23 protein-coding genes and 1 pseudogene are annotated in these 25,597 nt (G+C 58.0%); 13 read left to right on the top strand and 11 right to left on the bottom strand.

Annotated elements, in window-relative coordinates; translation table 11 throughout:
• The first annotated feature begins 17 nt into the window (after positions 1-17).
• Both D1409_RS16950 and D1409_RS16945 read left to right on the top strand, forming a co-directional pair.
• Positions 18-377, top strand: coding sequence for a MarR family transcriptional regulator (locus tag D1409_RS16950; protein WP_123538182.1), 360 nt, complete (start codon positions 18-20; stop codon positions 375-377).
• Positions 374-715, top strand: a complete 342-nt coding sequence (locus D1409_RS16945) for a type II toxin-antitoxin system PemK/MazF family toxin (protein ID WP_123538181.1) — start codon at positions 374-376, stop codon at positions 713-715. The genes D1409_RS16950 and D1409_RS16945 overlap by 4 nt, the downstream gene beginning before the upstream one ends.
• A gap of 308 nt (positions 716-1,023) precedes the next feature.
• Here the strand turns inward: D1409_RS16945 and D1409_RS16940 are convergent, their stop codons facing one another.
• Positions 1,024-1,962, bottom strand: coding sequence for a transcription initiation factor IIB (locus D1409_RS16940; RefSeq protein ID WP_123538180.1), 939 nt, complete (start codon positions 1,960-1,962; stop codon positions 1,024-1,026).
• A 246-nt stretch (positions 1,963-2,208) separates the two neighbouring features.
• Here D1409_RS16940 and D1409_RS16935 point away from each other — a divergent pair, with 246 nt between their 5' ends.
• Entirely contained in the window at positions 2,209-3,165 is a 957-nt protein-coding gene (locus D1409_RS16935) for a tyrosine-type recombinase/integrase (protein WP_235853599.1), read from the top strand.
• On the opposite strand, the gene D1409_RS16930 is transcribed toward D1409_RS16935, so the two are convergent.
• The 4 genes and pseudogenes from D1409_RS16930 to D1409_RS16915 all read right to left on the bottom strand — a co-directional run bounded on the left by D1409_RS16930 (position 3,166) and on the right by D1409_RS16915 (position 5,880).
• Positions 3,166-3,801: a DUF6735 family protein gene (locus D1409_RS16930; RefSeq protein WP_123538178.1), complete on the bottom strand. Its 636-nt coding sequence runs from the start codon at positions 3,799-3,801 to the stop codon at positions 3,166-3,168. It lies immediately after the preceding gene.
• A gap of 188 nt (positions 3,802-3,989) precedes the next feature.
• On the bottom strand, positions 3,990-4,391 hold the full coding sequence (locus tag D1409_RS16925; protein WP_123538177.1) for a type II toxin-antitoxin system VapC family toxin: 402 nt from the start codon (positions 4,389-4,391) through the stop codon (positions 3,990-3,992).
• Positions 4,388-4,621: an antitoxin VapB family protein gene (locus D1409_RS16920; RefSeq protein WP_123538176.1), complete on the bottom strand. Its 234-nt coding sequence runs from the start codon at positions 4,619-4,621 to the stop codon at positions 4,388-4,390. Before D1409_RS16920 ends, D1409_RS16925 begins: the two co-directional genes overlap by 4 nt.
• A gap of 344 nt (positions 4,622-4,965) precedes the next feature.
• Positions 4,966-5,880 (bottom strand): annotated as a pseudogene (locus D1409_RS16915) (ADP-ribosylglycohydrolase family protein).
• A 237-nt stretch (positions 5,881-6,117) separates the two neighbouring features.
• Between D1409_RS16915 and D1409_RS16910 the strand changes: the two are divergent.
• Positions 6,118-7,926 carry a M48 family metallopeptidase gene (locus D1409_RS16910; RefSeq protein WP_123538175.1) on the top strand — a complete coding sequence of 603 codons (1,809 nt, stop codon included), beginning with the start codon at positions 6,118-6,120 and terminating at the stop codon, positions 7,924-7,926.
• A 2,357-nt stretch (positions 7,927-10,283) separates the two neighbouring features.
• Here D1409_RS16910 and speE read toward each other — a convergent pair.
• The 3 genes from speE to D1409_RS16895 are packed head-to-tail and all read right to left on the bottom strand — an operon-like array spanning position 10,284 to position 12,068.
• Positions 10,284-11,192, bottom strand: coding sequence for a polyamine aminopropyltransferase (gene speE / locus D1409_RS16905; RefSeq protein WP_123538174.1), 909 nt, complete (start codon positions 11,190-11,192; stop codon positions 10,284-10,286).
• On the bottom strand, positions 11,189-11,665 hold the full coding sequence (locus D1409_RS16900; RefSeq protein ID WP_123538173.1) for a YkgJ family cysteine cluster protein: 477 nt from the start codon (positions 11,663-11,665) through the stop codon (positions 11,189-11,191). Before D1409_RS16900 ends, speE begins: the two co-directional genes overlap by 4 nt.
• On the bottom strand, positions 11,655-12,068 hold the full coding sequence (locus D1409_RS16895) for an S-adenosylmethionine decarboxylase family protein (RefSeq protein WP_206425105.1): 414 nt from the start codon (positions 12,066-12,068) through the stop codon (positions 11,655-11,657). The genes D1409_RS16900 and D1409_RS16895 overlap by 11 nt, the downstream gene beginning before the upstream one ends.
• A gap of 593 nt (positions 12,069-12,661) precedes the next feature.
• On the opposite strand from D1409_RS16895, the gene D1409_RS24685 reads away from it, so the two are divergent.
• Positions 12,662-13,147, top strand: a complete 486-nt coding sequence (locus D1409_RS24685) for a hypothetical protein (RefSeq protein ID WP_164471749.1) — start codon at positions 12,662-12,664, stop codon at positions 13,145-13,147.
• 14 nt (positions 13,148-13,161) lie between these two features.
• Here the strand turns inward: D1409_RS24685 and D1409_RS16885 are convergent, their stop codons facing one another.
• Both D1409_RS16885 and lysS read right to left on the bottom strand, forming a co-directional pair.
• The gene (locus D1409_RS16885; RefSeq protein ID WP_164471748.1) at positions 13,162-15,027 is read right to left on the bottom strand and encodes a M48 family metalloprotease; all 1,866 of its coding nucleotides are present in this window, start codon (positions 15,025-15,027) and stop codon (positions 13,162-13,164) included.
• A gap of 194 nt (positions 15,028-15,221) precedes the next feature.
• Positions 15,222-16,679, bottom strand: coding sequence for a lysine--tRNA ligase (gene lysS / locus D1409_RS16880; RefSeq protein WP_123538170.1), 1,458 nt, complete (start codon positions 16,677-16,679; stop codon positions 15,222-15,224).
• Positions 16,680-16,798: 119 nt separating this feature from the next.
• Between lysS and D1409_RS16875 the strand changes: the two genes are divergently transcribed.
• From D1409_RS16875 to D1409_RS16840, 8 genes are all read left to right on the top strand, one after another.
• Positions 16,799-18,058 carry a pyridoxal phosphate-dependent aminotransferase gene (locus D1409_RS16875; protein ID WP_164471747.1) on the top strand — a complete coding sequence of 420 codons (1,260 nt, stop codon included), beginning with the start codon at positions 16,799-16,801 and terminating at the stop codon, positions 18,056-18,058.
• Between the two features lie 78 nt (positions 18,059-18,136).
• Positions 18,137-18,769: a hypothetical protein gene (locus tag D1409_RS16870; RefSeq protein WP_123538168.1), complete on the top strand. Its 633-nt coding sequence runs from the start codon at positions 18,137-18,139 to the stop codon at positions 18,767-18,769.
• 723 nt (positions 18,770-19,492) lie between these two features.
• Positions 19,493-19,825 (top strand): hypothetical protein, encoded by a 333-nt coding sequence (locus tag D1409_RS16865; RefSeq protein ID WP_123538167.1) that lies wholly within the window; start codon positions 19,493-19,495, stop codon positions 19,823-19,825.
• A gap of 2 nt (positions 19,826-19,827) precedes the next feature.
• The gene (locus tag D1409_RS16860) at positions 19,828-20,538 is read left to right on the top strand and encodes a hypothetical protein (protein ID WP_164471746.1); all 711 of its coding nucleotides are present in this window, start codon (positions 19,828-19,830) and stop codon (positions 20,536-20,538) included.
• 4 nt (positions 20,539-20,542) lie between these two features.
• On the top strand, positions 20,543-21,670 hold the full coding sequence (locus D1409_RS16855; RefSeq protein WP_123538165.1) for an ATP-binding protein: 1,128 nt from the start codon (positions 20,543-20,545) through the stop codon (positions 21,668-21,670).
• A gap of 705 nt (positions 21,671-22,375) precedes the next feature.
• Positions 22,376-22,720 carry a hypothetical protein gene (locus tag D1409_RS24680; protein WP_164471745.1) on the top strand — a complete coding sequence of 115 codons (345 nt, stop codon included), beginning with the start codon at positions 22,376-22,378 and terminating at the stop codon, positions 22,718-22,720.
• Between the two features lie 511 nt (positions 22,721-23,231).
• A complete protein-coding gene (locus D1409_RS16845; RefSeq protein ID WP_164471743.1) occupies positions 23,232-23,981 on the top strand; it encodes a PD-(D/E)XK nuclease family protein in 750 nt (249 codons plus the stop codon).
• 54 nt (positions 23,982-24,035) lie between these two features.
• Positions 24,036-24,533 (top strand): hypothetical protein, encoded by a 498-nt coding sequence (locus tag D1409_RS16840; RefSeq protein ID WP_123538162.1) that lies wholly within the window; start codon positions 24,036-24,038, stop codon positions 24,531-24,533.
• Here the strand turns inward: D1409_RS16840 and D1409_RS16835 are convergent.
• Entirely contained in the window at positions 24,431-25,357 is a 927-nt protein-coding gene (locus D1409_RS16835; RefSeq protein ID WP_123538161.1) for a M78 family metallopeptidase domain-containing protein, read from the bottom strand. The two genes, D1409_RS16840 and D1409_RS16835, sit on opposite strands and share 103 nt — an antisense overlap.
• Positions 25,358-25,597 lie beyond the last annotated feature (240 nt).

The following is a 25,597-nucleotide window of genomic DNA, read 5'->3' as shown; positions in this document are numbered from 1 at the left end:
CCGACAATGAGATACACATGCCCATCGACATCGAGACGTTCGAATCCTCCTCTGAAGAACGCCTTCAGAACAGCGGGGAGACGAACGCCGACCGAGTCATGCGATTTCTCGCCGCCCACCCCGACCAGGCGTTCACCCAGAGCGAGATTCGCGACGGGACCGACGTGAAAGCCGGTAGCATCAGCGTCGTCCTCTCACGCCTCGAGGAGCGCGGGCTCGTCCGCCACAAAGGAACCTACTGGGCGCTCGGAGCAGCCGACGAGGTGGCCGCCTATGCGGGACTATCCGAGAGTACGCGAGCCGCAAACGACCGCTTCGGCGAGGAAGACATGGACGAATGGCTGGAATACGCCGTCGACGACGAGGATACTGAATGAGTTACCAGCGCGGCGATGTCGTCTGGGGCCCAGATCCGTTCAAATCGGGTGAAAACCCGCGGCCATGGCTGATCCTGAACAACGACAGCCACCCGTTTGGCGGCGAAGAATACATGACAGTGACGTTGACGACGACGCCCCACGACGAGGGAATCCCTCTCGACGACGCCGACTGGATCGAGGGTGGGATGCCTCGGCAGAGCTACGCCTCCCCGTGGGTGGTGGCGTCACCGAAGCACGCCGCGATCGTTCGGCGACAGGGTCGGCTCGAAAAATCGTTCGTCCGAGCCGTCGTCGATGCACTCGAAACATATCTCGAACCGCCGAACGAGGAGTGACTGATCAAGCGGCCGTGTCTACCGTGCAAGAACTGCTGTTGCTCGGCAACCCGGTCCTACAGATCTCGCTGTGACGCCGCTACGAACACCGCCGTCTACTCTCTCGAAACGACGGGACCAGAAACCGGACTGTCGTCTGCGTGCGGTGCGTGCCTACCCGAGCTCGTAGGTCGCGATGCCCGACCGGCCACAGGACGGACAGGATTCACTCGTCCCATCGACGCCCTCTCTGCAGTGACGACACTCGTGGATGCATTCCACGCTCGAGTCGAACCCGGGGAGTCGTTCGCGAAGCCAGGCGAGCATCGTCAGGTCCACGCCTCCCGGTCGGCCTCGATGGTGTCGCGATGGGTGCGAACCGTGACCGGTGCTACATCCGCCTCGGCAGCGAGGTCGAGTTGGGTGCAGTCCACACCGTGATCCCGGCAGGCGACTTCGAGACAGGCCGCCGCGAAGCCCGCGGGATGGGAGCCGATGCTCTCCCCGGCCGCCCACGCTCGTTCGGCCAGTGAGCGTGCGTGCCGCTCCGTGTCCGCTGGCACGTCCACGGACGACGCGAGCCCCGGGATGTACTCCCGCGGCCGCTGGGGCGGCGCTGGGAGACCGAGTTCGTCGTTGAGTACGTCGTAGGCGTTGGTGACTCGCTCTCGAGACACCTGCGCGGCGTTCGCAATTTCGCCCCGCGTCCGGGTTGCATCCGTACACCGACAGACTGCGTACACCGCCGCCGCGGCGAACGCCTCGATCGATCGTCCGGGGAGGAGGTCTTCATTTTGAGCGGACCGGAACAGCCTGCTCGCCTGTTCACGATGATCGTAGTCGAGGTCGAGCGCGCTCACCAGCCGTGCGATCTCCGCACAGCCGTGGGCGAGGTTGCGTTCGGCCTTCGATTGCCACTTCGCGCGGGTGTGTTCGCGACGCAGGCGCCCCAGTTGTCGCCGCTTCTGTCGAGAGAGCGCGTTCCCGTTCGCGTCGGTCTTGCTCCCGATCTTCGTCGAGAGCCCACGATCGTGGCGCGCTTCGGTGAGCGGGGCGCCCGTCCGTTCGCGGTTCGTCTCGTCCTCGGGGAACGTCCGCGGGCCACGCCGATCGACGCGACACGCCTCGACGACGAGTCCGCAGTCCGCACACCGGGTTTCGCCGCCTTCCGTGGTGAGTCGTCCGTCACACTCGGGACAGTCGTCGGCAGGAATCGATTTGTCGGTCTGTTCGTCGAAGTCACGCTGGTAGGGTTCTTTCGTAGCCATCGACGGTCAGCGCGAGGCTCTGTTTGTGCCCCCCGCACCCCTCAGGGGGTGACAAAACGAACGAGGCGTCGCGTGATGTCTCGAGGAGTAGCTCAGAGAGTGGCACTACTGACGATGGAAGTACCGCCTTAGATGTGGAATTTCAGTGGATAGGTCCAGTCTCGGAGACAATTCAGTGGGCAAACGATACGCAAAACGCGTGTCGTAGTTATTTCAGTCACAATCCATTGTCGTGGTGTGCCAACAATGGACTACGAGAAGCAGGTGGCGCGGAATATGGAATATTTCGCGGGGTCAGATATTCATCCAGCGAACAAGGAGTCTCTGCAGGCATATCATCAGTATATGGTTCTCTCTGATATCAGTGCGGCCCAGCAACAGAAGCTCACGTCGCATCTCAGAATCATCGTAGACCACATGGGATCGACCCGATTTGGCGACCTCGAGAAAGACGATATGGAGGACCTCATCGCGTGGCTCTATACTCGGGATACGTCGAAAGCAACGGTCGGTGACTACAAACAGGTAATCAAACAGTTCTGGAAATGGCTCAATGGGGGTGAAAATCCTCCAGAAACCGAGTGGATTCAACGTGGTCGAAGCTATACACGTCGTATCCTTCCACAGAGTTTGCTTACTGCAGCGGATGTGCAGGCGATGATCGACGTCTGTCCGAACAAGCGGGACCAGGCGTTGATCGCCGTTCTTTGGGAGACGGGTGCCCGCATCGGAGAGCTGATTGATCTCACGGTCGATGATATCGAACTCACCAACCACGGGAGCCACGTCATCGTGAACGGAAAGACTGGCTCTCGCCGACTGCTACTTTCAGAGTCCAGAAAGTATCTTGAGGCGTGGCTCGCGGAGCATCCAAGACGACAAGCGGGCGCCTATCTCTGGTGCAAGGTTGACCTGAGTCAGGGTGATGCGACCGAGCAAATCAGTTACCAGTACATTCGACTGAAGATCCTGGACCGGTCCCGAGAGAAAGCCGAGATCGAGAAACCAGTCAATCCACACCACTTTCGACACAGTCGCGCAACAGTGCTGGCGAATTACCTGACCGAGGCCCAGATGTGTGAATGGTTTGGCTGGGCTCGTGGGTCGCGAGTGCCAGGACGCTACGTCCATCTGTCCGGGAGAGATATCGACAATGCATACCTAACGATGCTCGATGACCCCGCATACGAGCAGGTCTCGTAATCACTCGCCGAGATTCGGCCTGCGAATGATCAACTCTTCCTGGTCTTCGACCCACTCGTCGAGTTTTGTTTTCAGGTACTCGATGGCGTCGGCGTGGGTGAACACGCCCCGGTCGATCATGTCGCCGGCGACGGCTTTGAGCGCCTGAAACTCTCCCTGGGCGAAGCCGTCGCCGACGGGCTCGCCCTCGTACCAGCGCACGGTTCGGAGCGCGCCGTTACCGACCGTTGGCGTGTCTTCGACTGCTCGGCAGTCGTACTGCAGTCCGAACCAGTGGGTTCGGTAGGCGGTAACTCGGAAGTCGGTGTCGACGACGTAGAATGCCTCGTGGTGCAGGTAGTCCAGATACTGGGTGATGATCGCGTCGATCGTGACGTGGGTCGCCCACGGGTCGATATCGACCTGTCTGGACGGGAGGTCGGTGGCGTCGAGGACGCGGTCGACGGCACGTTCTGACGTGGCTTCCAGAAGTCGCCTGTGGACGGTCTGGACGGTTCGGTCTGGGTCGTCGCCCCCGAAGGGTGTCTCTTTCGAGATGGCTGGCTTGAGGCGGAGGTTCTGTGCGCCCCAGTGCGTGAAGTGGCAGTTGTAGGTACTATCCGGTCGTTCGTAGGCGATGAGTGCACGATGTCCCATTGGTACTCGCGGGAGGATTGCTGGCGCCCCCGCGCCCCTCAGGGGGAGATAAACGGATCGCTGCGTCACACACCAGATTTCGAGTGAACGTGTTGCTCCGGTACCAGCCTCTGAGGGACTGCTATTCGGTCAGATTGCTACCAGCACCGCGCAGGGTCATCGCTTATCGCTGGCCATCGGTCGAGAATCTACCGGATGATATCGACGTCGAGTAGTTGCTGGACGGGTTGGTTCGCGAAGTCGCCCTTGTCGACGGTGACGAACGTCGCCCCGAGGTCTTTCGCATGGGAGGCGATCAACAGGTCTCGCATCGGGAGCACCGCGTCCTGGGTTTGGAGCTTCGCCTCGACACTCGCCGCTGTCAGCCCTGCGCTCTGTGTGAACGGTTCGACGCCGTCTAGCACTCGTCCCAGCCACGCGTGGACTTCGCGGGAGTTGTCCCGCCGTTTTGCAGGTCGGAAAAACTCGAACAGCACGAACGACGAGGTAACGAACTGCTCGTCCGCGTGGTCCTGCAGGTACGGAACGACCTCGTCACTCGCTGCTGGGTCGCCCCACTTGGCGAGGACGTTCGTATCCAGCAGCCTCATTCGTAGTTGCCCGACTCCATGTCGAGCGATTCATTCACGTCGGCCGAAGACTCCTCGACCGCTTCGGCGAAGTCGGTGCCGAGTCCGCCCGCGAGCTCGGCGATCTGTGCTTCGGTATCCGGCGAGTCGGTCAGTCGAAGGACGACGTCGCTGAAGCTTTCGCCCTCCTGTTTCGCTTCTTTGAGCTGTTCGTACGCTTCGTCCTTCAGTGAGATCGTTGTCGTCCCCATGCATGCATGTACGTGCATGTATTGAGTATACTTTTCGGTGAGCATTATATCAGTCGTGGGCTGTTGAACAGTGAAGGTACGTAGCCTCGTGGACCGACTCGAACATCTCGTCCCTGTCGTCGCTACCGAACGGTGATTCTCGGGGACAGCTCTATCGATCCCGAAGCGCTGTGCCCCAGTGTAAGTAACGTCGGTTGTAGGCACTATCCGGTCGTTCGCACACGACGAGTGTGAGAAATCCATTAGTATCCGTAGGAGGCTTGCTGACGCCCCCGCACCCCACAGGGGGCGATAAAATCACATCTGGCACGCACCCTGAGTACGTCAGGCGAATCGCACAGAAGCTAGGCCTGCAACGCCGCTAGCTCATCGGCGAGGGAGACAATTTCCTCGTGATGTGAAAGCTCGGACCACCATCGATCGGGGAGCGCCGACGCGCCAAATCGGGCCCCGGTGATCGCCCCGGTGACGGCGCCGACTGTATCCGTGTCGTTGCCCATGTTGACCGCGGAGACGATAGCCTTCTCGGTGCTGTCGGCCGTCAACCCGTGGTACAGGGAGGCCTGAATCGTGTGGACGACGTAGCCGCTCGACTGCAACTGGTCGGGATAGATCCTGTCAGGGATGGGATCCAGCGCAGACACGAGTTCCTCGGGTGCGTCGGAACGGAGTTCGTCGAGAGTGTCGTCGAGTTTGTTTCTGGTGTCGTTCAGAAGCCTTGCGAGCGTCCGATAGAGGGGCGCAAACCCGTACGTACAGCGCGGGTCGGCCTGGGTGATCGCCGACGACTGTCGACTCACCTCTGTGAGTCGCTCTGGCTGGTCGGCGAAGGCAGTCGCGTACGGCGAACACCGTATGGCGCTCCCGTTCCCCGCGTTCTGCCCTTCGGGGCGTTCGTCTCAGACGTCCTGTCCAACCACGCCCCACGGAGTGCCGTCCCGGATTTGACGGAGTGCGTCCATCGTCATGAGCCCGATATCGAACGGGTCGCTCTCGTACTACGCCACGAATCTGTCCGCGACGTCTGCGGGATCGAAGTTACCCTGTTCGACGAGACTACGGGCGATACACAGGGCCATTTCCGTGTCGTCGGTGATGGTCCCCGCTGGCTGGCCGTGTATTCCGTGGGCGAGCATCTCGGTCACCCGACTGTGGGTCTGTTCGATCTGGCCGGTCGACTGAAACTCCACTGGACGACCGAGTGCGTCGCCACAGCCGAGGCCGAGCAAGAGACCGGACGCCAGATCGGTGGCTATCATACATCCTATATGATCGGACAGCATGTGCCACTTGCCCTTCTTTGAGCAATCGAGATGGTTCAAAGTTGTGAAACCTGTCCAAACTTGCTACCGGCCAAGAACGAGGTGATTACAGTATTCCCATATATAAAATGACATAATCATGTGCGAATAAATCGATCGCTGAGAAGACACGCTGCACACTCGTGTCAGAGGGAACGATTACTCTTTTTGTTATGAGGGTCTGTGGAACTTAATATGGACGACGTGCAGATCGTGTACAGTCACTCGCAGCTTCGGTTTCCATCTGAAGGGGAAGCCAATGTGAGGGAGTTTCTATCTAAACAGTGTGACGAACACGATATCCACTTCGACGAGAAGTCACTCACGGGGGTATGGCAAGGTCGGATCCTTTCACTGATCTACGAATGGGAGTTCGAGGAAGCAAATGACGAGGAGGGATGCGTAGTCCATCAAGAGGTGAAAACATCTCCATGGTTACTGAAACAGCAATTGCGTGGATTCTGGCCACTTGGTGTGCTGTTTACTCTTGTTTATTACATCCAAAATACCGGAACAATCGATATCTATGCTTATGGCTTCGCTGTAATCTTGGGGGGTCTACTCCTTCTCCTATTCATCATCAAATCACTACTCCGTGACGGGTTGCGGAGTACAGATGTTGACAGCGCACCCGACCCGCTCATCGATGGATTGAACAGGGGGATCGAGTATCAGAGATACAATACCCTGAGAGTGATCTCGCTACTACAGATCAGTACACTTGGTACGTTACTGGTCGCTGCCTACGTAAATCGGGCTAAAGTGACGGTCACGATCGCTGGAGCATCAATCGTTTTCACTATATTGCTGTTCGTTCTCTTGTACGCGGATCGGGGGAGATGGGCGATTCGACTGCTCAAAGGGACGTTCATAGGAGAATTGCAGATTTCGGGAATCGCCCAACGCTATGCAACACATACAATTCGGTTACTGTGGATCTTAGCATTCCTTCCAGCGGCATCTCTACTCAGCGAAGTATTCATAAACAGACATCTAGAAAACAGTGACGAAATATTCCGAACTGCAGTATCCGAAGGTCCATTTAACGCTCCGTTCCTCGACGAGGCTGTTGCACTGATACTACTGATCGGTAGTATCGACGCCTTCAGAGATGCTGGCGACGAAGACCGTATTTTGGGTTATGTTAACTTCCAACGGCGGAGAGTGACGAACGCCGGTCGGTTGATAGATTCGCTGGCAGTTCTTGCTTCTTCAATCCTGATATATTTCGCACTCGAAACGACCCTCACTGTCCTCTTCGGAATCGAGGTTCGTCAGTTTCCTGATCAATGGATTACTCTATCTACGACCGAAACAGTCGTCGGTTTGTTAGCTCTATACTTCCCCGCTGGTATCATTTACCAGTACGTCAGTCGACAACGTCGTATTCATGATATCCTCGAAAATTCGACGCGAAAGAGTGTTTCCGTAGCAGGCTACTCTTCTCAATTCCGTGTCTACGACTCGAACGAGCTATTTGCGGCGAGCTTCTCGACTTGGAAGCAGTCGTACATCGTTGTCTCAGAGCGGTACGTCTCACTATTTGACGACGACCGTGAACTTGCGGCGATCGTCGCTCACGAGGAAGGCCACATTCAGAACGGTGACACCCGTCTCTGCAACCTCGTGACGATCCTGAGTACGGTCACACTTGTCGGTCAGAATGTCCTGTACGCAATGGTCGATTTCCAGTACCGAGAGGAACGAGCTGACGACTATGCCAAAGAGGCAGTCGGCGCGCAGTGGCTGACGAGTGCACTACTCAAAATCGCGATGGTTCCGGACGAGAAACCGGCTGAAGCGTTCGGTGTCAGCTTCACGCCGCGATTCGATCCTTCGACCTCGGGAGGATTGCTCGACGATTCTTTTGCCTTGTTTTTCGGTGAGTTTGCACTGAACGATCATCCCGACTATCAGCGACGAACACAGCGATTACACGAATCCGAAGCAGAGCGATCATGGTGGGATCGAACGGTTCAGCTCGTCGACCGGTTCGTCCCATAGTACAGTCGAAACAGACTCATGTGTGCCTGGAGACGTTGGCTTAGCATCCGACGGCTATCGTTCAGTAAGTTGCCTACGAGCGATCGTTCACGCTGGTCTGGTTCGTCCTCGTTAGTCTCGGGAGTGGAACTGGCTGTCTGCCATTCGGCGTTCAGACGGTCTATTCGCACCGATCCCGTCGGTGGTGAAAGTGACCGCCGTATTATCCGACCGCCGGGGACGAAAACGACTACGATGCTCAGAAGTAGCAAAAGAACGGATTGATCCTGGCCGCCCCGACGGACTTCACTGAGTAGAGATCGCAATTGCTCGGAAGAGGTGGACTCTCCGATTTCGGGACCCAGAAAGATGCATACAGTCTTTCCAAAAATCCGAATTGGAACGATGCCACTGACGTGATCAGTTCGCCTGACGAAGGGAACAGTGGTTTCTGGCTCGCAATCGACAGTTGAACTCTGTATAAGTGTCCACAGGATTCTGACCGGGGTCACGACGAGGAGAAAAACGAATCCGACAGAGATGTACACCGCTGGAGCAAGAGTGAGCAAAAGCAGTATTAGAATTCCATTCTCTCCAAGTGTGAACGGAATTGAGGAGGCCGCAGACTGGAAGACAGTGAATACACTTCCGACGAGGCCTTCTGTAGTACTCTCGATAGTAGACGGGAGATATGGGGAAAGAGGTTCCAGCGGAACGACCGGCAGATCGAATCGGGCACTCACTCTCGTGAGGAGGGTCACCACAACACCAGCAGTCAAAACAAGTGCGATATTGCCCCAGAAAAGGCTTAATCCTGCTCGTAGCAGTTTCGACCGTCCTGACGATGCAGCTGCTACCGTCGATGTCGTGAGTTGTGCGTACAGATGTGTCCCGCTTTTGGCAGTCTCCCGATTCCAGGATAACGAAAGACGGACACAATACAAACATATGAGGAGCGGAAACCATTCTCGGGCCAGAACCATCAGGTAGAGAATCAACTCGGGGAGATTAGCCGATCCGCCAACGATATCTGATGCGATCGATTCGAATGCTCGTACGTCCTCTCGTGATTGGAGCGCCTCGATCCCGAGTTTCGTTGCTCGTTCGACCCACGCACCAGAGACACCGGCCACGAGAATTGCTGTCACCGGGAGACTTATCGAACGAACTGCATCGAGTGGGATTCTAACGACGTGTGAGACGACTGAATAGGACTGTCTCGGCAGAGCATTGTTAGTGTATAACCGGCTAGAAGCGTAGAGAACGCATATTAGAATGATGAACAGGCGATGAGAAAGTGATGGTGCCATTGCTGCGACGATACGTGCCCAGGTGACAAACCCGACGAAATACAGAACAGCCACTGCGTTACTTACCTGATGCGTTATCTGAATAGCAGGACTATCCGTGAGAGGGCTAGTATCGTAATTTAATCCGTAGACCCCGACCCAGCTGAGAATGAGAGCGGTGTGCCAGGATGGGAACAAAATTGCCAATGGAACCAAACATATACTAAAATATATCAAATATCGGAACCACCCCGAGAGGCTCCGTGAGACATACATCTCGCCTCTATCTTCGATAGTCACTTGATATCCCTGAATTCCCGACTCTGTCGCATATTCCCACTTCCCTGCTGCAACGGAAAGCCACTGAATATCTCTATCTAACCAATCTGATATATCGTGGCCAGGTCGAACTTCCCACCGTTGTTTCATCGTCACGACTGGATCCGGGTCGATGATCGACATCGAGATAGAGGAACATGTAGAACATACCCCTTAGAGTTTCCGACGACCCATACTAGAGCAATCTCAGCCAATCAGTGCCGGGACGATATGACTACACTCGGTGTAGACGTACGTGCTGGTTCATTGAGAGACGCTGTTGCGCATATTATATGACGATCACCCGATCGTTCAAAGTCGTCTGGATCGACACCTCAGGGAAAACCCGAGAGCGCGTCTTCGCGATAGATCCATCTCGGGCTGATTCGCGAGCCATCGAACGGGCTGGTCGCCAGATGGCAGCGAACAGTCGATATGGATACCAGTCCCTCGTCTGGATACTTCCGTGTCGGCCAGACGGAACATGCAGGTTCCATGGCGAGTTTCGTTAGGGACGGATCCTCGGTCCCGTGACTCGAGGAGAAAGGCCACAGCTTCAGTGTCAGTCGGATCAAAAAGCGGCCAGAGCCGTCTTGTCCGGCGTACTGTAATTTGTTCGTCTGTTCCGTTGTTCGGATACGCACACCACTGCGGAGAGAACCGAGATACACAATCTCTGTGGAGCCTTCGCTGGCACGGACTCGGGCCTTTCGTACGCTGCGACAGAAAGGCAACCTACATCGATCGATACTCTCGAAAACTGTGATCCTGCTATGGACGTTCGAATTCGACCGGGTTCGATTTCGTGATCGGTTCCCAATCTTCATCGAGCGTATCCTGAACCTGCTTGTTCAACGAGCGGAACATCGCGTGACAGAGTTCAGGAGTGAGCCATTCGGTCTCGATGGAGCGCGTTTCGAGCCGATCGGCGATCCGGGAAACGGTCATCTCCCTCGGATCGTGAACCTTTGATGCGATAGTCCGACCCCAGAAGTCGATGTAGGCCGGCACCCAGTGTCGGTACGGTCGAGTGACTGGAAATTCGGTATCGAGGGTCGCGTTGATACGATAGAAGACGTCTCTACTGGAGTCTGGCGACTCACAATGGGTCACGATCAGTCCATCGTCCTGGAGGACCTCGGCGAGTCTGTTGTAGAATTCACGGGTAAACACCGATTGTGCCGGACCCTGCGGATCCGAAATGTCGAGCAGGATCACGTCGTAGCGACGATCGGTCGACCTGACAAATTCGAGCCCGTCGCGGAAGTGGAGAGACACTCGGTCGTCTTCCAAGCCGCTCGCGAACGACGGGAAGTATTCCCGGCAGATTTCGACGACCCGCTCGTCCAGCTCTATCACGTCGACGCGGCTGACTGGATGTTTGACGATTTCACGACTGGAGGCTCCATCGCCTCCACCGATGACCAACACATTTCGCGGATCTGGATGGGTGAGGAGTCCGGGGTGTACCATCGGTTCGTGCACGCAAGCATCGGAGTCCTCAGCGATCTGGATTTCACCGTTAAGGGCCATGATGCGTCCATACTGGTCGGTATCGAGGACGGACAGATTCTGGAACTCGGTCTCCTCGACGTGGACTGGATCTGAACGGACGTACTGATACATCGATTCTGAGTGGTAGTTTGCGAACCAGTGGGTACGGGTATCGTCGTAGGTCATAGGTTTATCTCGATCGTGTCGTATTCGACGGTCGCGATGCGCTCGTATTCGTCTGTGAACAGGAGATCGTCGTAGGCCCGAAGCGACGCAGCGGTGAACTCGGAGAGAGCAGCCCGGGCTGACTCGACGTACTCGGCTAGCGTCTCTTCGTCAAGCACCTCGGTCAACGGACAGCCGACGAGAACGATGTGCACGACCTCTCGTCTGTCGTCCAGTTCGAATCCAACCGGGAACAGACGACAGTCGAGTGGTCGGTCCTCGTAGATTCGACAGTGATTGTCGTCCGCAAGTAGGGTGCACGACCCATCCTCGTCGACTCGTGTCCGGCGTCCACACTCGTGGATTGCCTCACTGACTCCGCACTGTTCGAGAGTATCGACGTCTGCTGGACGGAGGAACGCACCATCCTGACAGCACGCTGCGCCACACTCCGTGGCACAGACCGAGACCGCGCCGACATCGCTATTCGGCATCGGACACCACCTTCACGATGTATTCCTCGTCGACCGGAAATCTACTACGGAGCTCCTGAGAGTCAGGGAGCGGAGTGCAGGTGAGCAACTCCACGTGGGCATAGCCGCATTCGGGCCAGGTATGGATGGAGACGTGCGACTCGCCCACGACGGCGAACGCAGTGATGCCATAGGGATCGAACTCGGTTTCTCCGTAATCCACGACCGTAAAATCGAATGCGTGGACGATGCACTCGATCAACTGTCGGACTTCGTCTCGGTCGGCGAGAAACGATGCTGGGGCACACAGCTCGACGACTCCACGATGCATCGTCGGTCTGCTCCACCGGATACTGTCGGGGGACTTCTCGAAGGTAAACTCCGGAAGCTTCCGATCCCCTGTCGATTGTAGCTTCGCTGGCATCGCTTGAATTGACCCGGCGTAAAGACATAAGCCAGGCTCAGCTGCTACACCGAGTGTATTCGTCGAGCTAGTAGCTACTGCAAACCGGCAACACTGGAGGGAAAGTGCCGCTAAAACTATTTTCTACGGTGTCGATAAGAAATACCGTGAAGCCGAGCCGATACAGTCGGCGAGAGCTGCTGAGGGTTTCTGCGGCGGCAATTGGCGGGTTGAGTGGCTGTCCAGTGATGCAGAATCACGATTCGTTGCCGTCTCCTCCGAGCGACCCCGCGCCACCGACTGTTGCGAGAGTCGAGGAGACTCCGCTACACGTCGTGATCGAAAACGAACTGATACGACTCAGAGTCACACCTGGAGACCGGACTTCACTCGCAGCCTGCCGTCGCCTTTTCCCACTGGGGACGCAGCCACTTCTGCGGCCAATAGCGGCTCGTCCGAAGACTCCGATATCGCGGACGGAGAGTGTGACACCGTCGGAGAGGAGACTGGTCCAAGTACGACCGATCGAGAGTTCGCCATCCATCGGGGGATACCGCCTCGTCAGGAACGCTCGTCTGCACGAGACACCGGTCCAAATCTCTTGGACCGTGCGGATGCCAGCCGGCCGTCGCTTCGTCGTGTTCGACCTTCGGATCACGAATAGGGGGACGACGCCTGTCCGCCTCGATCAGGACCGTGGAGATACTCACGACGGTATACAGCTTGCAACGCGCTTCGGGCTGGACTCCTCGCTCTCGTCAGTCGATGGGTCGGGCCGATTTACACTCCAGCGGTCTGGAATCCATTCGTTCGCCGACCAGCCTCGGTGGAAGACCTTCCCCAACACGAGGCGAATCAGTGTCTTCGACGACGAAGGTGGAGCGACTCTCACATATCTCCGGGGTGCATCTGCCCCGAAGATGGTCGTCGTCCACAATGGAGCTTTGAGTTTCCTCGTCAACGAACTGATCGTCGACCCGAGCGAATCCGTAGACTATCGGTTCGGGGTATTTATCCACCAGCGTGGCGGGCAGCCGGACATATCCCGGTTCCCACAGGCAGCCAGTCGAGTCAACAGGTGGGAACGTGACCGCTTCTAGCCGTGGCTGTGTAGTTAGTCGTCGTCTCGAGATTCGTCCCGGAGCCGGCGCTTGCGGTCGTCGATACTTGGATGTGCTCTGGTGAGTGCAAAGCTCCCGAAGAGCAACCCGAAGTACCGCTCGAGTGCCTGCAGTGTGTTTGTAGGGCGAGCGAGTGTACCCGGTGTCTGGACCGCCGGGACTGAAACGAGTGCCGCACCGGGCGATCCTTCGTCTGTGCTCCGCAACTGGTCGAGGGCGTCGATCAACGGTTCTGCACCGACCCGTGAGGCGGCGTAATCGTCGGCTGCAGTTTCCCGGTCTCGATAGTTGGCCAAAGCGTAGAGTACACTCTTTCCAGTTAGAGTGAACATGCCCAGCACAGGGAGAAGCGTTCCCAATTGCGCGTCACTCAACAGACTCTCGTCTGTATCCAGATGTCCCTCTTCGTGGGCGATAATTGCGGTAAACTCCTGACGTGAGGAGAGTTGCTTGCGGAGTCCCGTCGTCACGAAAATATACTGCCACGGACCGAGAGCTAGTGTGAATGCACGGGGTGCAGCCTCGGGGATCAGCCTGACGGGTTGATTCAGATGGGGAGATTCCCCGACGATGGTGGATTCGACGAAGGCGCGCCCCACCAAAACGAAGTGCGAACAGACCTGATATGTCACTCCCAGAAGGAGATACACGGCGGGGGACATACTCGCGAGTATGATGACGAGTAACACTGGTTTCTCGAGGACCGGGAGGGGATTTTGGTTGAGGAGCGGACCACCCAAGTAACTCCAGTATTTTCGGACAACGCCCACCAGTGAGAGAGCGACGGCGTACGAAAAGACTGTTCCCACACAGGCCACCGCGATTCGTCCCCTGATGGAGGAGAGATTACTGAGGCGCTCGATAGTCCGTCGAGAGACGTACTCACGGTTCTGGACTACCCACCAGTAGATGAAGACAGGCAGGGAAGCGGCCATCACCGTCGGCGGAAAGAGGAAGTAGATCCACTGTCTGGCCGGAGAGAAGCGATAGATCGCCGGGAGCAGAAAGTACGAATTCGAAAGCGCGATCAGTGGGACCCCAGCGATACCAAGTAGAAGAAAGTATCCCCCGGTGAGTTCCGGGGTGGGACCGCTTACTCGGGTAACGAGGTCGAACGGGAATATCTTGATCTGCGTTTCGTCCGCCTCGAACGCGTAGATGAACGCACCGAGCAGACACCCGACTACCCAGAACCCCAGCATCCAGGATGCACCGAGTAGCGGCACCACGAACCAGGTTCGAAACATTTGGATGTCGACGTAGATGCTGTCGCGGATCGTACTGAAGAGTAGCGGCATTCCAGCGAGGAAAACTGGCCCAGAGGCCACCAGTCCGCCAAGGAGCGCCGTCATGGACGGTCCAATACACGAACATCGATACGACTGTGGGTCCAAGACCGAATACTCGGATACTGCGTCCGGTGGCGGTTGTTCGGCTATCGCTGGCAAATTTATCCCGACTGACTCACCCCCCGTATCGTCGTCGGACATCTCCGTGTGATACTCGTCGACGTACCGAGCAAGTGGGCTAGGGACGAAGAGGAACCCTGTCAACAGCGCTGCAAAAACGAGGACGGCCGTTCCGAGGAGCAGCAAACCGAACGGGTCCGGAAGGTACACCCAGATGAACGTGGAAAGGAACGCGACAGTGAGGGCTGCAGAGAATATACCCGGTGCCTCGATTTCTTCCCTGAAGAGGGCGGTACCCGACCCATCGGCCTGTTCGGTCACGAAGCGCAACGTGACCAGCAGCCACCTGTGCTGATACTCGCAAGCGGTTTCCGTGGGCTGGTAGCCTACTTGTCGGGCACGCTCTTCGATGTTGGGTTGATCGAGCAGTTCGATAGCGCGTCGGTTCATTCTCCCTTCGATTGCTGATTGCTGATAGGTAAATCCAGACCGTGGATCGAAAATACGGAGGAGCCGTCGTAATGGACGTGAAGATGTCTTCTCCAGGACCGATCCTAGCCCAGCCATGGGACAACCTTTCGTCTGACCCGTAATTAAACTCGCTCACGGTCACCCTACTGGCTTTCAGAGATGCAGTGCTGGACCTACTCCTTGCTATTTACCATCGGGAACGGGAGGACATCCTTGATCGATTGCGAGTCCGTCAGTAGCATGACGAGCCGGTCGATGCCGATCCCGAGTCCGCCCGTTGGTGGAAGTCCATAGCTCAGTGCCTGAAGGAAACCTTCGTCCATCTGGTGGGCTTCTTCGTCTCCAGCCTCGTATCGTTCTAGCTGTGCAGCGAAGTGCTCTCCCTGCTGAACTGGGTCGTTTAGTTCGGTATAACTATTCGCGAGTTCGGCGCCGGCGACCATCAGTTCGAAACGTTCGATCCGCCCGTCCTTCTCTCGGTGGTCCTTGCACAACGGCGTCGTCTCCTGTGGGTGATCGACGACAAAGGTAGGATCCCAGAGTTCCGGCTCTGCAACTGTTTCGAACAATTCCATGATCCCGAGCCCACGACTGAACCCGCCGGGGAACTCTGCCCCGTGCTCCCGGGCTATCGTTTCGAGTTCGTCGTCCGAGAGCGACTCGACGTTGATGTTTCCGTGACGGTGGATCGCCTCGGTCATCGTGAGTCGTTCCCACGGGCGCGAGAGGTCGATCTCTTTCCCATCGTATTGCAGAGTTCGAGACCCGTCGAGCACCGAATCGACGACGTAGCAGACGAGGTCCTCCGTGATCTGCATCATATCCTCGTAATCCGCCCAAGCCTGGTAGAGTTCCAGCATCTGGAACTCCGGATTGTGGGTCGTGTCGATGTCCTCGTTGCGGAACACCTTGCCGATCTCGAACACACGCTCGAATCCACCGACGACGAGCTTCTTGAGATCCAGTTCCGTGGCAATTCGCAGGTACATCGTCTGGTCCTTTGCCTCACAGAAGGTTTCGAAGGGAGTCGCGTTCGCTCCCCCGTAGACGTTCTGCAGGACCGTCGTGTCGGCTTCGGTGAAGTCTCTTCCTTCGAGGAACGACCGGATCTCACTGATCGTGTCGAATCGGGTCTCGAGTCGAGCGCGCACGTCCGGTTCCCACATCGCGACTGGTCGGTTGCGTAGTCGCGATTCTTCGTTCAGTTCGTCACGGGGCGGGTGGTTGAGCGTCTTCGTCAACACACTCAGCTGCTGGACCCGCAGGGAAAGTTCACCGCGGTCAGTCCGTATCGGTTCACCGGTTGCACCGATAATATCCCCATGGTCGAGCGAATCCAGCAGGTCGAACCCTTCCGTCTCGTCGTCGAGGTAGAGCTGCACGCCACCCGATTCGTCGGCGATCCCGAGGAACGCGATTCCACCGAGATCGTTAAATCGACGGATGCGACCAGCCAATCGGTACTCCTCGTCTGAAAGCGACGTCTCGTCGTCGTACCGATCGGTGAACTCTGCGAGCGCGCAGCTGCGGTCGAACGACGGTGGATACGGATTGATTCCCTCGTTCTGGAGTCGCTTTAACTTGTCCAGCCGGTCGGTCGCGAAGTGGTCTTCTGGATTGAATTCCACCATACTCGTGAGCGAGAACCGTCAGGATATACCCCCTCGCTCGGTGCTACAGTCACTATAGTTTCTATTCCGGGTGTAGTGTCTGGTTCCCCACTATGTCCGTGCCCAGGTGCACTGCTGGCATGGGCAAACACTTCCCAGACTGGTATCAGCCCACGAACCTCGGTATCAGTCACGAGTCCGATGCCGAGGACGACCTGTCACTCGGTGATACCGACATAGAGCCCCCGGAGTCGTTTCAGGACACCCGACCAGTCCTCGATCAGTTCGCTGGAGCAGAGCACAAGTATTCGGAGATCGAGGGTCGGCCAGAGACGCGTGAGGCGGTCGCCGAGAGATGGCTCCAGTCGGACCGATTCGAAGACCCGATCGACGTGCCAGAAACCGACGACGGCAAACAGTGCATCATCCTGACCCCGGGGGGTCAAGCGGCGATGCATCACGCCGTGAACACAGCCTTAGAGCGAGGTGAGACGGCACTGCTGATCGAACCGTACTATCCGTACCACCGCAAGTCCGTCCGGATATTCGATCAGGACCGACGGATCACCTCCGTGAGGGCGGGTCCAGAGACGGGATTCCAGCCACCGATTTCGGCCATCGAGTCGGCTGTCCGAACTGATTCGGTCGGTGCGCTGGTGCTCTGTAGTCCTGGCAACCCCACTGGTGTCTGCTACGACGGCGACTGGCTGGCAGATGTCGCCGAGGTCGCCCGTGCGCACGACCTCCTCGTCGTGTCCGACGAGGTGTACGCGTTCCTCACCTACGCAGACACGACCCATCGTAGTATCGCCACCTTCCCGGGAATGTCCGAGCGGACCTTCGTCGTCGGGTCGTTCAGCAAAATATTCGGTCTCAGCGGCTGGCGTATCGGATTCGTTCGATTCCCCGAGCACTACTTCGAGCCGTTGGTCGACGTGACGGACGCGGTCGCAATGCAGTCGGCCACGGTGGGCCAGTTCCTTCTCGAATACGCCCTCCGTGAGGAAGAGGCGTTGTCGAAAATCGAGGACGTGGCCAGCCGATTCGAGTCGCGCCTACCGGTCTTGCTCGAGCCGTTCCGTGCGAGTGAGAAGATCACGGTTTGTGAACCCGAGGGTGGGTTCTACCTGTTGCCGTTCGTTGAGCAGTCCTATCGAGATCCAGTCGAGAACCTCGGCGGATTCGAACAGGCCCGGGCCAAACTTCCCGACGGTTGTACTCCGGCGGCGGGGGACTGTCTGCAATGGCACCTTTTGGAGGAGGCAGACGTCGAAGGGACTCCCGGGCGGACTTTCGGAGACGCCGCGAAGCCAGCTGTCCGTCTGGCCTTCGGCCAGACGTCAGTCGATGACCTCGAAGCGGCCGCTGAACGGATCGAAGAAGCCCTGAAAACGTTCTGAGAGGGGACATACGACCACCCTCGTTCTGTTTTGCCGATACGTCCTATCTTCAAGTGAGATCTGTGTATAGTGGACGACATGTCGCTGAGCGACCCGAGCAGACCAGACGAACCCCACTGGATCCCACTGGGCGTGAACGAAGTTCGAATCAACGACGGCGGTGGAATGATTTCCATCCCCAAGGAACTCATCGACGCGGGAATCCTTCAGGAAAACAAACTCGGGGATTCTACCGAACACTACGGTTATTGGTCGTACGAGCGGGAAAACGGTTGGATACTGCTCGGGAACGAGGCCCTGACGAACAACGAGAATCGGGTCACAGATATTGCCAGTGACGGTGGGGTGTACGAAACTGACGATACCGACGGTGATTTCAAATTCGCGAAGAGATACAAACTCCGGCAGGATGGCCGTCTGCAAATTCCTGACCGATTCTTTTCGCCAGTGGCCGACATCGAATCGGCTCAAGACACGACCGAACAAGTAGTGCCTGAACAAGCTGCTATGACTGAGGGTGAACAACGCTTCTTCATGACCTGGTCGGAGTGGCTGAAATCGGACCCGAAGGTCGCCGTGCTGTTCCGAATGGACCACCTCCCATTCAAATCACCGGATCAGGTACCTGGGACCGGTGGGACCACCCCAGGACCGCGGTTCGGAGGTGGCGACGGTACGTTCGAAGAGCCTGATATCGGACTGTCGAACTAAGCAGGCTTTCTCACTTCGTTTCATCGTCCGTTGTAGCTTCGTCGGTATCTTCGAAACCAAACGCGGAAATTACCTCTTCGAGCGTTTGGCTATCTGCTGGATCCCGATACTGATCGATCGTTCGGTAGAGACTTTCGTGTAAGTGTCTGATGGCGATAGTGGAAAGAGTGATTCCGAGGAGTGTCTCTTGCATCGTTTCCCGAGACTGTGCCAGTGGGACGTCCGCGGAAAGTACTACGTCGGGGCTATCGAACACGGAGGTTCGATCCGTAGTGTACCGACGAACGACTGTCTCGTGCGCATTTCCGAGTGCCCAGACGAACGGTTCTCGATCTCGATTCGTTCGCCGTTCACCGAAAGATGGATCGAACGGATAGGTAAGGGTGAGATTCGGTTGCTCGTCTGGGACACCCCATGGGTACGTCAACTCCAGTATCGCGGTCGTATCTGGATATCGGAACTCGACGAGGTGGGTCCCAGTTTCAGTGACATCGTCAGGGATTCCGATCGCATTGAAATCCGTTAGTAGTTCCCACCCGTGTGAGAGAATCTGATCGAGCAGGAATCGATACCACGGTGTCTCGTCACGGAACGTTGGTCCGGTCATAGTTCCATGCTACAGAACTCCCAGTCGTCCCGAGAAATACGAGTGAGTGCTACAGTCGGTATAGCAGAGTTCCGACCCCTAATACGGGCGCTCTCGTCGTCCAGTCTGTGGTCGCAATGAACGAAGGACTGCTCGCACTGATATTCGCGGGGCAGGTTGGCATCGGTCTCGCCAGCACCCTCGTGGTGTACAAAGCGATCGAACGCAGCTGGGCGATCGGATGGCTGGTCGGCGTCGCACTGGTCACCATCGTCCCGGTGGCGGAATGGATGGCCGGTGAAGCGCTGTTCGAGATGACGACCGACGAGATGCAGCTGGTCGCTGTCGTTGCGGTGATCGGGAGTCTAGTCGGTGTCTTCACGATGGTCGTCCTCACGAAACCGGACCTGAAACACGATGATCGGACGACGAAAACGGAACCGAAAGCAGACTACACGGAGGAACGATAACGATGGTTAGTTTCAGAGAACCAGTCCTCGACTGGGCAAAGGAGACTTTCGGAGTCAAAGTGCTCAACGAGATGAAAGAGGTCGCAGAAAAACAGGGTGAAAAGGTGTTCGACACCGAATACACCGTCGCAGACTACGAGGCCGACCTCGACTACCACGAGAACAAGATGGCCGAAGCCGAACAAAAGTTCGAGAACTACAACGAGATCCGAAAGGATGCACTGGAGGACGCAGAGAACTCCTCTAGCCTGACGCGCAAGCGTCACCTCGCCAAGGCACGGCGGCTCCGCAAGCGGGCGACCAAACACGTCAAGCTGTTCGTCGCCCACCTGGAGAAGTTCGAGCGCAAGCTCGACGAGGTGACTGCCTACGAGACGAACGCAGTCTCGGCGGACGAGAACGCCCGTGTCGACCTCGATCAGACCGCGGAGAACGTCACTGAAGCGCTGGTCGAGAATCCCGAGGAGACCGAGAACCTGGAGCGCCAGCACGCCGACAAAGCCCTCGAGAACACTCTCGACGAGCTCAGTCTCGACGACAAAGTCGGCCGCGAAGAAGAGGCACTCCGGCAGATGGAACAGGAGGACATCTCTGCTGAGGAAGTGGGCCTCGAAAACGACGTGGACAGCTTCCTCAACTCGGAGTTGAACGGCGACCTCACCGAAGAGGCGGCGGCCGAAGAAGAAGACGATGAAGTCGAACTGAACTGGTAGATCAATGTTCGGACTCAACAGCGAATCTCGCAAACAGGCCTCGAAACAGGAGCTCAAGCACCAGATCGCGGAGCTAAAGTCTGAGGCGTCACGAGTCGCTACCTCTGACTCGCCGGACCAGACGGAGCTCGCCAGATATCTCGAGGAACTCGAGAAGTGCTATCGTGCACTCGCAGACGCCGAATCGTTTCCGCCGCTCGAGGACAAATACCGCTCGAAGGCCGCAAACTGGCGGAAAGCGGCCGAGGAAAAACGCGTGGTGGAGGCATCGGAGCTGACCGACCAGTCGTCTGAACCGGAACCGCAGCCCACTACGCAGGCCATAAACGAAGAAGACGACGACACAGATCTGTTCGACTGGGAGACCCCAGAGCTAGACTTCTCTGAACTCGGTGGCCGCGAAGCGGTCATCGACCGACTCAAGGAGTTGATCATCGCTCCGGTCGAAAACAAGGAGAAGCACAGAGAGTACGGGATTCCTGTCCCGAACGGAGTCGTCTTTACCGGGCCACCCGGCACCGGGAAGACTACGCTGGCCAAGGCTCTTGCTGGTGAACTAGGGCGTGATTTCCTCGATATCTCGCTGGCAGACGTTCGCGGGAGTCTCGCTGGGGAATCAGAACAGAACCTCCAGCAACTCTTCCAACAGGCAGTGGAGCACCAGCCCTGCCTAATCGTAATCGACGAAGTGGACGCGCTGGTCTACGATCGGACGAGTGCGTCCGATTCTGCCGAGATGCGACAGCTGATCACTCAGTTCCTGGGCGACATGCCGTCGCTAAGCGACGAGGACGTGCTGATCGTCGGAACGACGAATATGAACGGTGATATGGATGATGCCGCGACCCGGCCTGGCCGCTTCGGCCACAAGTTCGAAATCGACATGCCAGACGCTACCTGTCGTCAGGAAGTGCTTCGAGTCCACCTCAGAGAGCGTCCCGTCGCGGCCAGCGACATCGACTTCCGCGAACTCGCCCGACACACGCCCCAGTATAGCTGTGCCGACCTCGAAGCCGTCACTGTCGAAGCTGCACGGAAAGCGATGAACGAAGAGACGGTGATCTCTCAGAACCACCTGATGGACGCTCTCGAATCCGTCTCACCCAGTGTGAACATGAACAACTGGGAATGAGTGCGCTCCTGTCGTCGAGAACAGCAGAGAGGCACTCCTGGCTGGCTCGGTCCGGGGTCCCAGCTTCTGTTTTCCCCTCGTGATAGTCCCTTCACTTCCAGTCATCAGATCCCGGTCACCATCCATGCGTAACTAACGATGGCGACCGCTGCGGACTCGACTCCGAACTAGTCTCCACTTCTCTCGCGGTGACCTGCGCCGTCTGGCCGACCTCCGCGACTGTTTCAGATTGACTCCAGATCGTTCGGTCCGAACTTTCAATCGGATACGTGCGTTGTATGTGCTGTGTTACTTGCGAACGCGAAGTCCATCGCCGAACTCGCTACGGCTGTAGGCGATGCCGATATCGCGATCTCGTCTGAAGCGCCGCTGACGCTCGCTCTCGACCGACGGGCGACCGAATCCAGAATCGGTCGGATGGCCGCAACACCGCGGAGTCAGGCCAGCGGTGAACTGGCACCTGACGACCGTCTTGACCTCTTCGCGAGATTCGTCTCCGACACGGCTCTCTCGTGGAAGGCCGCGACGCGAGCGCTGGAACTGGCCCTCGACTGCTGGGACCGAACGGGCGAGTACGACGCGATCTGCAACTCCCCGAAGTTCGATACGCCACCGATCCGGGCCGCCGTTTCGCTCCTCGAGTCGGCGCCGAGTAGCTACCGCGCGCTCGACGAGACGACGCTCTCTCCGGGACAGGATATCGCCGTGATCGACGACCAGTCGCTGAGTGCACTCGACCGGCGCTTGCTCCTGGAACCCGACGAGTACCACTCACTCGAGCCGTTCACCGATGGAACCGCGGAACTTCCCGACTTCCACCTGTATCCCTCGGCGACGGCGATCGTCGAGGCGATCCTTGACCACGTCTCCGCCGAAACCGCCGATCAGGTCGGGATCGTACTCGACGAGGAGGCGATCTACAGTTCGCTCTCGAAGCCGAACTCGAGGCCGCAGAGATCCTTTATCAGGGTGGGCCGGGATTCGTCGACGACGACGAGATCCGACTGTTCTGTCGACTGCTCCAGACGACCTTCGCCGGTGAGGGACTGACAATTGGCGATATCCGGCCGCTACTGGTCACGGCTGGGATCTCACTCTCCGGAGACCGCGACGAACACTGACTCTCCGTCACCGACGTCGACGACGATGACGGCATCTGGACGTAGATCGAATCGTTCCAGACTGCCGTCCGAACCGGGACGTTCGCCGACGCGATCGGCGCCTTCGAGCCACTCGTCGAGGGATGCCTCGAAACACTGCGGACGGAACTCCAGTCACTCGGCCGACTCGAGAGCGAGGTCTCCGAACGGCGAGTGAACGACATCGTCTACTACCTCCGGTCGTTCGAGGTGCCGGTCGACCGAGAGGGCGAGGGCGTCCTGCTGGTCGACGCAGGGTCGACCGGGAACTCGTCTTCTATCTCGGCCTCGGCGACGGATGGGCGCGAACACCCCCGGAGTATCCGTGGGTCGACGTCGAGTCGTTCGCCGAACGCGACCTCTGTCGCTTCCAGTTGCTAATGCAGAATGGTGAGCAACGATATGTACTCGCCCAGACCTCGATGGCTGGTGACGAAGTGACCCCTTGCCCGTATCTCCGAGAGGTCCTCGACGACCGCGCGCTCGACGGCCTCGACGACCTACCGGACGTGACGACACATTCGGGGTATCGAGCGGAGCAAAACACAGCGGGGTTCGAGGGACCGACCGACAGTCTCGGCGCCGAACCCATCGAGAGCATCAGCCAGTCGATGCTGAAGCAGCTAGTCAACGCCCCCCGGGAGTACTACTTCGACGAGGTGCTGGAGTCACCGACGAACCCCGCGATGGAACGCGGGCAGGTACTACACGCTGCCGCCGAGTTGTACGTGAACGACCCCGAAATCGTCCACGAACAGCGCGAGACGGTTCTCGACGCGATGTGTGACCGACTGGCCCCGTTCGTCACCGAACTGCGCCTCCGGCCGCTTAGGACCCGCCTCGACGTCGTCATCGCGTATCTCGACGCGAACCGACCGACAGTCAAGGCCGAGGCGTTCACCACGTACGACGACCCCGCCCACGACAACGATCGCGCTGACGCGCTCGGTGTCTCACTGAAGGCACACCACTGCGAGCGGTGGTTCACCGCGACTAATATCGGCCTCCACGGCGTCGTCGACGTTCTGCAGGACGAGCGGACACTCGTCGATTACAAGTCCGGCCCCATCCGCGACGCCAGTACTGTCCAACAGAAAGCGGCGCTCGACCCGGTCCACGATACGCCGGATTTCCAGGCGAAAGCCTACATCGCCCAGCACCGCGCGGAGTGACCGGACGGACGGCTCGAACTCCGGTTCGTTCACCTCCTCGGTGCTGTCGACGCGATGGTGAAAGGCGCCGATCCGGACCTCGACGAACTCGTGACGACGATCACCTACGTCCCGTGTTCGTTCGGAGAGTTCGTCGCCGAGCGGGACATGTTCGACCAGCTAACCGACTATGCTGATTCGAACGCCCGCTGCAAGGTACTCGACACACTGGGCTACGATGCGTATCGGGAGTTCTTCCAGACCCACGAGTTGCCGCGAGAAGACGTCGATCCCGACCAACGGGCCGCTATTCGGGAGGGGTTCGCCACGCTCGCCGAAGCGGAGGTCGGTTCGTACAAGTACGTCACCAGTGGTGTCGAGAAGATCTTCGGCGACCTGACCGAGCCGACGGGGTACTTCCTCGAAGACGATCTCGACGCCTTCGAGACGTTCGTCACCGAGCGCATCGATCACCTATCCAGCAACTCGACGAACTCCGTTGCAGTCTGGCTGATCCGCTGCAGCCGGTCGCGGACGATGTCGGCATCGTCCGGCTCCCACGCGGCAAGGTAGAACGCCGATCCGCTCATGTCGAGCCCGCAGTACCGACCGACGATGTACGCGACCGCTTCAGCCTCAATCTCGCGCTTCGCCCGTTCAGTCCTGTCGAGATCACCGGAATGCAGACACGCGTGAGCGTACTCGTGGATAAGTGTCCCAGCGACCGCAGCCCGCTCGGGTCGGTCCCGGATCTCGACAACTGGCTGCCCGTCCCGACCATCAGGCCACTCACAGACGCCGTCAGCGTTACCGTGCCCCCATATCTCGTCAGGCACAACGCGCACTAAGACCCCGACCTCGTCTGCAATATCGAATAGCTGGCCAACGAGGTCGCCGGCGTCACCCTTCGCTGCCGTGTCCAGTTCAGGCAACGGCTCACCCTCCGTCTGAGAGACGTCGAATACCGGCGCTGGCTTGAACCCGACCAGCCCCTCTGACCACTCCTCGGGCGTCGTCTCGTCGTACTCACACCCGATCTGCTCGTGGTAGCTCGGCGCGTTTTCGCACTCGGGACAGCGCGTCGTGATGATCGGTGCCCAGATCCAGATGGCCGACTCGCCTTCCTTCACGTGTCTGTCGAACTCCTCCTGCCACGTCCGGTAGCCGGCGACCTTCGTCGCCTCGGGACACTGCCGTTTGATCAACAGTGTGTTTCGATAAGAGTAATCGTGGAAGCGACTCTGGACATCGAGCCACTCTTGAAACTCATCGCTCGACTGTGCTTCGTCGACAGCCGTGACGAGGTCGTCGATCCACTCGTCGATCGCACTGTGCATCTCGGCATCTCGTGTGTCGGCCTCGTCGAACGAGACCGGCGAGTCACTGTTCAGAACCATTGAGATCACGAACCGGAGGACATGGTTTGCGGCAGTTCAGGTGCCCCCGCACCCCTCAGGGGGCGATAAAATTCACCGGATCGAGAGGGGTTGTATCGAGATACAGCTAAGCTATTCTGAGAGAGCCGTAGCTACTGCTGTTGAAGGTCTTCAGGGTCGTACAGAAAGTCGAAGACCGGATGTTTCTGGAGGATCGGTTTGCAAGAGAGGCACTGAGTCAGGAGAGATTGGGTAGCGTCC

It is taken from the genome of Halosimplex salinum (genome assembly GCF_003730195.1).
Taxonomy (GTDB): Archaea; Halobacteriota; Halobacteria; order Halobacteriales; family Haloarculaceae; genus Halosimplex; species Halosimplex salinum.
The sequence above is the reverse complement of the archived record's forward strand: the minus strand, read 5'-3'. Positions and strand labels throughout refer to the sequence as shown.

Excerpts from the sequence above, each read along its gene's own strand:
- D1409_RS16950 (WP_123538182.1), top strand. The coding sequence starts at position 18 with ATGCCCATCGACATCGAGACGTTCGAATCCTCCTCTGAAGAACGCCTT.
- D1409_RS16945 (WP_123538181.1), top strand. The coding sequence starts at position 374 with ATGAGTTACCAGCGCGGCGATGTCGTCTGGGGCCCAGATCCGTTCAAA.
- D1409_RS16940 (WP_123538180.1), bottom strand. The coding sequence starts at position 1,962 with ATGGCTACGAAAGAACCCTACCAGCGTGACTTCGACGAACAGACCGAC.
- D1409_RS16935 (WP_235853599.1), top strand. The coding sequence starts at position 2,209 with ATGGACTACGAGAAGCAGGTGGCGCGGAATATGGAATATTTCGCGGGG.
- D1409_RS16930 (WP_123538178.1), bottom strand. The coding sequence starts at position 3,801 with ATGGGACATCGTGCACTCATCGCCTACGAACGACCGGATAGTACCTAC.
- D1409_RS16925 (WP_123538177.1), bottom strand. The coding sequence starts at position 4,391 with ATGAGGCTGCTGGATACGAACGTCCTCGCCAAGTGGGGCGACCCAGCA.
- D1409_RS16920 (WP_123538176.1), bottom strand. The coding sequence starts at position 4,621 with ATGGGGACGACAACGATCTCACTGAAGGACGAAGCGTACGAACAGCTC.
- D1409_RS16910 (WP_123538175.1), top strand. The coding sequence starts at position 6,118 with ATGGACGACGTGCAGATCGTGTACAGTCACTCGCAGCTTCGGTTTCCA.
- speE (WP_123538174.1), bottom strand. The coding sequence starts at position 11,192 with ATGACCTACGACGATACCCGTACCCACTGGTTCGCAAACTACCACTCA.
- D1409_RS16900 (WP_123538173.1), bottom strand. The coding sequence starts at position 11,665 with ATGCCGAATAGCGATGTCGGCGCGGTCTCGGTCTGTGCCACGGAGTGT.
- D1409_RS16895 (WP_206425105.1), bottom strand. The coding sequence starts at position 12,068 with ATGCCAGCGAAGCTACAATCGACAGGGGATCGGAAGCTTCCGGAGTTT.
- D1409_RS24685 (WP_164471749.1), top strand. The coding sequence starts at position 12,662 with ATGCCAGCCGGCCGTCGCTTCGTCGTGTTCGACCTTCGGATCACGAAT.
- D1409_RS16885 (WP_164471748.1), bottom strand. The coding sequence starts at position 15,027 with ATGAACCGACGCGCTATCGAACTGCTCGATCAACCCAACATCGAAGAG.
- lysS (WP_123538170.1), bottom strand. The coding sequence starts at position 16,679 with ATGGTGGAATTCAATCCAGAAGACCACTTCGCGACCGACCGGCTGGAC.
- D1409_RS16875 (WP_164471747.1), top strand. The coding sequence starts at position 16,799 with ATGGGCAAACACTTCCCAGACTGGTATCAGCCCACGAACCTCGGTATC.
- D1409_RS16870 (WP_123538168.1), top strand. The coding sequence starts at position 18,137 with ATGTCGCTGAGCGACCCGAGCAGACCAGACGAACCCCACTGGATCCCA.
- D1409_RS16865 (WP_123538167.1), top strand. The coding sequence starts at position 19,493 with ATGAACGAAGGACTGCTCGCACTGATATTCGCGGGGCAGGTTGGCATC.
- D1409_RS16860 (WP_164471746.1), top strand. The coding sequence starts at position 19,828 with ATGGTTAGTTTCAGAGAACCAGTCCTCGACTGGGCAAAGGAGACTTTC.
- D1409_RS16855 (WP_123538165.1), top strand. The coding sequence starts at position 20,543 with ATGTTCGGACTCAACAGCGAATCTCGCAAACAGGCCTCGAAACAGGAG.
- D1409_RS16845 (WP_164471743.1), top strand. The coding sequence starts at position 23,232 with ATGGCTGGTGACGAAGTGACCCCTTGCCCGTATCTCCGAGAGGTCCTC.
- D1409_RS16840 (WP_123538162.1), top strand. The coding sequence starts at position 24,036 with ATGGTGAAAGGCGCCGATCCGGACCTCGACGAACTCGTGACGACGATC.
- D1409_RS16835 (WP_123538161.1), bottom strand. The coding sequence starts at position 25,357 with ATGGTTCTGAACAGTGACTCGCCGGTCTCGTTCGACGAGGCCGACACA.